We start from the raw sequence: 7476 nt of genomic DNA, 5'->3' as shown, positions 1-7476 counted from the left end.
CCCTCGAACAAACGGGCTACGCTACGAGGGTGGTATTTTGGGGCTGCAAAATTATAGATTTGTTTTGATAAAAGCAATAACTTATGAATTATTTTATCTCTAATTAGTTGATTTCAAGATAAGAACGTAAATTTGTACTTATATCAAGTCGCATTAGGGTTCTTTCATAAAAACTCTTCCTTTATATCCATACCCAAAATCATGAAATATTTTCTTGTAAGCTTACTGTTCATATGCTCCGTTGAAATGGGATATACTCAGTGGAAATCTAACACGTCAACTCCGACTGTAGTTAGTGCTGCCCCTGATTTTCAGTATGCTGTTTTATATTCAATAGATGATAATGCCAATAGCTTTTATGTATGGGCGGATTATCGTGATAACTTGATTGATTTGTATGCTCAGAAGCTAGATGCCAAAGGAACTCCACAATGGACAAAAGATGGTTTAAGAATTGGTCGTATTTTAGATAAATCTACTTTTATTTATACCCCAAAACTCATTAAACCTGATGGCAAAGGTGGAGCGTATATTCTTTGGCATAGATGTATTGATGTAAATAAGACCGACCGCCGAAATTTATATGCACAATATGTTTCTAGTGAAGGGAAAGCACAATGGGCAGCTGATGGGGTGAAAGTAACCGAACAAGAACTTACAAGCGATGATGCTAATGACGGAGTACTGGAGTTGAATGATTTGAAAAATGATAAATTACTAATAACCTTCAATAATTTTAATCGAACTACCAATGATAATGTAGTTTACACAAAAAAACTCAATTATTCAGGTGCGGTTATTGAGGAGGAAACGAAATTGTTGCAAGCCAAAGGTTTGGAAACAAAAGTAATTTACGATGAAAAAAACAGTAAGTTCTTAGCCCTCGTTCGAGACCCTAATGCTGATTATTCTTTCCAAACATTCGATACCAGTAATAAGGAAATCCTTCCACTCACAGCAGCATTACCTAATCCTTTCAACGGCAAATCTCGAATTGATATGTTTAAGGTTGATACTGATGGCAACGCCATTGTGGGAAGAACAATTTCGGGTGAAGACAAAAGAACAGTTTTCGTTCATAAAATAAATAAAGACGGAAAAAACTTATGGGGAATAAGTGGAGTAAATTTAGGGTCAAATTCAACTTTTGATGTACAGATTATACCAACAAGTGATGGTGGTGGTTTTGCCACTTGGATAGAAACTGGTGATAAATCAAGACCTTTTCAGAAAGCTAAAATTAATGCCAATGGCAATATTATTTGGAAAAATGAAGTTTTTACACCTCGTTCGGATAAAGCTTATTTTTTGCCAAATAAACTGATTTCTGATGGTAAAGATGGCGTTTATACGCTTTGGCTGAAACCTAAAGATATTGGGTATGACCTAACCGTTCAGCACTTCGACGCCAATGGCAATCCAAAGTTTGGGGAAGATGGTGTTGCAATCAAAGATTATACATTTTACAGTGATTATAGACTCATGCTTCACCCTAAAAATGGTGGCGTGATTGTGCTATATGGCTGTAATAAAGAAGTAGAAGACGGGCGTGGGGGTTCAGTAGATTTATATACTAATTATTTTACTGAAAATGGTAAATTTGGCTTAGAGGTTCAACCAAGTATTACGCTATCAAATTTGAGCTCAAATAGCTTTTGTGCAGGACAAAGTTTCACGGTTGCCTTCACAACGGCTGATGCAAATTTCAATCTTGATAATAATTTTAGAATATTATTATCAGATAAAACAGGAAGCTTTGATAAAGCCATCGAAATCGGCCGTGACCCTCGCCGCTCGGTTAATGTAAAAACAGCCCAAGATTTAGAAAGCGGAACTTATAAGGTTAAGGTGGTTTCTACTTCACCAATAATTGAAAGTACCAATACGCTAGACATTACCGTTGGTCAAACTCCTCCTCCAGTAATCGCAGCTGATAAGTTATCCATTTGTGCGGGCGGAAACGAGAAAGTAACGCTCACGTCAAGTAGCTGTAAAGATGGCGTGCTAAAATGGTCAAATAGCTCGACAGGTACTACAATTGCCATTTCTCCAGTAGACAATACTACTTATACTGCTACATGTGCGGTTGCGGGCTGTAAAGAAAGTAGTATCTCCAATGCCCTACTGATACAAGCCATTAAATTAGCGGTAACTGCCAGTAATTCTGGGCCTTATTTTGAAGGAGAATTATTGAAGTTGAGCAGCAATGCAACAAGTGGTACGGCTCCTTTGAAATACGAATGGAGTGGGCCTAATGGCTTTGCCGCCAATATTCAAAATCCGAGTATTTTGAATATTGGAATTAATGCTACGGGTACTTATACTGTAAAAGTAACAGATGCTAATAATTGCTTTGGAACTGCCCAAACGGAAGTAAAGGTAAGTGCGATTTTGGCAAACGAGCCACTTAGTAAAGCATTAGTTAATGTTTTCCCGAATCCAGTAGCAGAACAGTTGAACGTTTCTTTCGAATTACAACCCAACAAGGCTCTAAACATTACGATTTTAGATAGCCGTGGCCGAATCGTAGAACAAAGAAAAATCAATGCCTTGGGTGGAATTCAGCAAGAGAAATTTGATATTAGAAATTTAGTTGGAGGCCAATACTTCCTTAAAATAAACACTTCAGAGCAAGAAGTTGTTAAGAAGATAATAATTAGTCAGTAGTCCAGATACATGGTTTTATCAATCATGGTCTAAATAAAAATCAAAAATGTCGTTAAAAACTTATTTCTTACAGGTAAAAGAAGTTGTACAAGAAACTTCAGATAGTGTAACTATTTATTTCTGGCATCCTTTAAGTGAGCAAATTAAATACAAAGCAGGTCAGTTCATTACCATTATTGTACCAGCAGGAGAAGGCGGAAAAAAAGTACGTCGTAGCTATTCTATGTCTACTTCACCGCATAGCGATACCTCAATTGGTGTAACCGTGAAGCGTGTAGCTGGTGGGTTGGTATCGAACTACCTCAATGATAAAGTTAAGGTTGGTGATTTCTTAGAAATCATTGAACCGATGGGCAATTTTGTGGTAGAAACAGATGCTGATAATGCTCGACATTTAGTAATGTTTGGAGCAGGTAGTGGAATCACACCTTTGCTTTCAATGGCCAAATCGGTTTTAAAAATGGAGCCAAATTCGAGAGTGAGTCTTGTTTATGGAAATCGTAGTGAAGAGTCGATTATTTTCAAGCAAAAACTCCATGAACTTGAAGCTCAATACGGAAATCGTTTGGTAGTGAGTCATGTTTTGAGTCGCCCTTCAGAGGTATGGGTTGGACAAAAAGGTCGTATTAGTCAAGGTCTAGCTATTCGCTTGATGAAAGAATTTAATACTGATTTTTCGACTGATAACTTCTACATGTGCGGCCCAAATGAAATGATGGAAGATATAATAAAAGGTTTAGAAATATATAATGTTCCGAAAAGCCGTATCCACAAAGAAAACTTCCATGCCGCAATAGCAGATGAAAGCGATAACAAAGAAGAGGATGGCGAAACGCTACAAACACAAACTGTGAAGGTAAAATATGAAGGCGAAGAATTTGAGTTTGAAGTAAAACCACATCAAACAATCTTAGAGGCTGCTTTGGAAGAAGATATCGACTTACCGTATTCGTGCCAAGCAGGTATGTGCACGGCATGTATGGGTAAATGTGTAGAAGGAAAAGTGAAAATGGACGAAGAAGAGGGTTTAACTGAAAAAGAAATCAAACAGGGCTTTATTCTTACTTGTGTGGCTCACCCAATGACCAAAGGAGTAGTAATTGAGATTGATTAATTTCTTAGAGACAAATATTTGATTCAAGTAAGTGCTATCTGATTTCAGGTAGCACTTATTTTTTTGCATGAATAATAGGTAATAAGTTGATTATCAATTATCATTTCATTATTTTTAATGTCATATTCTATATCAACCTATACTCTTTTTTATGCAAAAACTTTGTTTGGGCTTAGTCATATTGGCTTTCGCCTTTCTGTCGTTTCGTACACCCCCTAAATTTACACCTCTTTTTGATGGAAAAACCTTCAAAGGTTGGGAAGGAGATATTGAAAATACTTGGCGAATTGCCGAAGGAGTACTCATAGGTGGATATTTAGATAAAGATGTTCCGCACAATAATTTCCTCTGCACCACACGTAACTACGCTAATTTTATTCTAAAACTCAAAATTAAACTCACAGGAAATAAGGGTTTTATTAACTCCGGCATACAATTTAGAAGCCAAAGATTAAAAGACCCTGCTCATGAAATGACAGGTTATCAGGCCGATTATGGCGAAGGCTACTGGGGAACACTCTACGATGAATCTCGAAGAAACAAAACGATTGCGGGGCAAGACCCTAAGTTTACGCAACAATACATTCGTTTGAATGATTGGAACGATTACGAACTTCGAGCAGAGGGGCGTCACATACAGATTTTTATCAATGGCAAACAAACCACCGATTACACAGAGCCTGACCTAACAATTCCACAAACGGGCCTCATTGGATTACAAATTCATGGCGGAGGTGCCGCACAGGTCTTTTTCAAAGATATTCAAATTCAAGAATTGCCATAAACGTACTTTAAACATACACAAAAACATTATTCAACCTAATACAACAAAACTATGTACAAAACACGTTTACTTTTTCTCTTACTCGTAGGAGTATTTCTATGCCCGAAAGTAAAGGCACTTTCACCACAAACTACACAAGACACAAGTAAAATTGATAAAGAATTTACACTCGAAACAACAATGTTGGGCTATTTTGCGAAGAATGGTACGAGAAACCCAACTTTAAAAGTAAAAAAAGGTAGCAGAGTAAGGATAAACATTGTCAATGGCGAGGTAATGACCCATGATATTGCTTTAGAAAAAATGGGTATCAAGAGTAGTGCAGTTTCTGAAAAAGGCTCAAAAGCAAGCATAACTTTCGTGGCTGATAAAAATGATACTTATTATTGTACTGTTCCGGGGCACCGTGCAGCGGGTATGGTTGGAAAATTAGAAGTGCATGAAGGTGATATCATAGAAAAACAAGTAGTAGGCGTGATTCCAACCAAAAATGGGAAACCGCTAAATTTGAATTTTGAAACGGGTTCTTTACAAGATTGGACAGCAACAGGAGATGCATTTGCGAACCCCGTTATTGGAGCAGACCCTTCGCCAGTACATGCCAAAGATATGACTATTGGTCCCGAGGGCAAGTATTTCTTGAGTAGTGGTGGAACTGTAAATTATAAACTTACTGGTACACTTGCTTCAGTTCCTTTTAAAATCACTCATCCATTTGCTTCATTTATGGTTTCTGGTGGAGCTTTACAAGATACTCGCGTTGAAATCGTATTGGCCGATACAAAAAAGGTTATTTTCCAAACGAGCGGACAGGGGAGAGCAAATCTTCAACCAATAGTTATTGATTTGAAGGCTTTTTTGAATAAAAATATCTTTATTCGAATCATTGATAAAGAAACGGGTATCTCGCAGATTCCTTACATTCCAGATGAAAAATTTGCTCATATCAACTTCGATAACTTCCTTTTTTATCCTTCTCGACCAGAATTTTCGAATGAATTATTTAAAAAAGACATCATTGTTTTACCACCACTTGACCCTGTACTGAATGCTGGACTTTCGGGTATTGAAGCAGCCAAGGCCATGACTCCCCCTAAAGGTTTTAAGATAACCTTGGCGGCTGCCGAGCCAGAAGTTGTTCGCCCAATTTGTTTCACGATTGATTGGAAAGGACGTCTTTGGGTAGTGGAAGGACACACCTATCCAGTACCAGCACCCGAAGGACAAGGTCGAGATAGAATTCTGATTTTTGAAGATACGAATGGTGATGGAACTTTAGATAGTAGAAAGGTTTTTAAAGAAGGCCTGAATTTAGTAAGTGGAATAGAAGTAGGCATGGGAGGTGTTTGGTTAGGAGCTGCCCCATATTTATTATTTATTCCAACTGATTTTAGTACCGATACCCCAACAGGTGAACCACAAAAACTATTGGATGGCTGGGGTACACAAGATACCCACGAAACACTCAATAGCTTACGCTGGGGGCCAGATGGTTGGTTGTATGGCACACATGGCGTATTTACACACTCAAAAGTGGGTAAACCGGGTACTCCAGATGACCAAAGAACCAAAATAAATGCTGGGGTTTGGCGTTTTCACCCAACCAAACATACTTTCGAGGTTTTTGCTGAAGGTTCGAGTAATCCATGGGGGCTTGATTTCAATGATTATGGACACCCGTTCATTACGGCTTGTGTGATTCCGCATTTGTACCACATCATTCAAGGAGGGCGTTATTTCCGTCAGGCAGGTAAACATTTTAATCCTTATATCTACGATGATATTAAAACCATTGCCGACCATGTACATTGGTTGGGTGACCGTGGCCCCCATGCGGGCAATTTCCGTTCGGGAGTTGCTGGTGGTGGCCATGCACATGCAGGTGCAATGATTTATTTAGGTGGAAATAATTGGCCAAAGGAGTTTCATAACAATATTTTTATGAATAATATCAATGGGGCAAAACTTAACATTGACCAACTCACGCGTGAAGGTTCGGGCTACGTAGGTAAGCATAAAAAAGATTTTATGGCTATGAATGATAGTTGGTCGCAATGGCTGAATTTTAAATATGACCCAAGTGGTTCGGTTTATGCCATCGACTGGTACGATAAAAATCAATGTCATAGTCCAAACCCAGATGTTCATGATAAAACAATGGGTAGGATTTTTAAAATTAGCTATGAAACTGATAAATGGACACAAGTCGATTTAAGAAAAGCCACTGATTTAGAATTAGTTAATTATCAGCTTCATGCCAATGAATGGTATGTGCGGCAGGCTCGAACAATTTTGCAAGAAAGAGGTGGAAATAAGCAAGTGCATGATGCTCTAAAAGTAATTTTAAATACAAACCCAGACGTAACGCGTAAACTAAGAGCTTTATGGACTTTGCACGTGACTAACGGTCTTTCAGAGCAAGAGTTAATAACACTTTTAGCCAACCAAAGTGAGTATCTCAGAAGTTGGGCTATTCAGTTATTGGCAGAAAATAAGTCACTTTCTGAAGAAGCTCTTACGCAAATGGCTAAGATGGCTAAATCTGATAATTCGGCATTGGTGCGTTTGTATTTAGCATCGGCAATGCAACGAACTGAACCAAGTAAACGTTGGAGTGTGGTTGAAGCATTGGTGCAAAAAGAAGAAGATGCCAATGACCATAATTTACCCCTAATGGTCTGGTATGCCGCCGAACCTTTGGCCGATGTAGATGCAAAAAGAGCCATACAAATGGCTGAAAAAGCTAAGCTTCCGAAAATTGCTGAGTATATGAAGCGAAGATTAGGTGGGGCTAATCCTATGCCCGCTATGGAAAATCATAATCATTAGAAATCTGATAGGTTTCGTCCGAGCGAAGTTCCCGAATTTCGCATAGCGAGATTTAAAATAGTTTGTATTTGCCCCAGAAGGG

Annotated in this window: 4 protein-coding genes; all 4 read left to right on the top strand. The window is 38.3% G+C overall.

Features of this window, described 5'->3' with window-relative positions; translation table 11 throughout:
* Positions 1-201 precede the first annotated feature (201 nt).
* The 4 genes from A6M55_RS09805 to A6M55_RS09790 all read left to right on the top strand — a co-directional run bounded on the left by A6M55_RS09805 (position 202) and on the right by A6M55_RS09790 (position 7394).
* Positions 202-2667, top strand: a complete 2466-nt coding sequence (locus A6M55_RS09805) for a T9SS type A sorting domain-containing protein (protein WP_156511021.1) — start codon at positions 202-204, stop codon at positions 2665-2667.
* 46 nt (positions 2668-2713) lie between these two features.
* Entirely contained in the window at positions 2714-3781 is a 1068-nt protein-coding gene (locus A6M55_RS09800; protein WP_064197434.1) for a ferredoxin--NADP reductase, read from the top strand.
* Positions 3782-3932: 151 nt separating this feature from the next.
* Complete coding sequence (locus A6M55_RS09795; RefSeq protein ID WP_015028226.1) at positions 3933-4565, top strand: DUF1080 domain-containing protein; 633 nt, start codon at positions 3933-3935, stop codon at positions 4563-4565.
* Positions 4566-4616: 51 nt separating this feature from the next.
* The gene (locus tag A6M55_RS09790; RefSeq protein ID WP_064197433.1) at positions 4617-7394 is read left to right on the top strand and encodes a PVC-type heme-binding CxxCH protein; all 2778 of its coding nucleotides are present in this window, start codon (positions 4617-4619) and stop codon (positions 7392-7394) included.
* Positions 7395-7476: the final 82 nt, after the last annotated feature.

The organism is Emticicia sp. MM (genome assembly GCF_001649495.1).
The sequence above is the reverse complement of the archived record's forward strand: the minus strand, read 5'-3'. Positions and strand labels throughout refer to the sequence as shown.

Excerpts from the sequence above, each read along its gene's own strand:
- A6M55_RS09800 (WP_064197434.1), top strand. The coding sequence starts at position 2,714 with ATGTCGTTAAAAACTTATTTCTTACAGGTAAAAGAAGTTGTACAAGAA.
- A6M55_RS09805 (WP_156511021.1), top strand. The coding sequence starts at position 202 with ATGAAATATTTTCTTGTAAGCTTACTGTTCATATGCTCCGTTGAAATG.
- A6M55_RS09790 (WP_064197433.1), top strand. The coding sequence starts at position 4,617 with ATGTACAAAACACGTTTACTTTTTCTCTTACTCGTAGGAGTATTTCTA.
- A6M55_RS09795 (WP_015028226.1), top strand. The coding sequence starts at position 3,933 with ATGCAAAAACTTTGTTTGGGCTTAGTCATATTGGCTTTCGCCTTTCTG.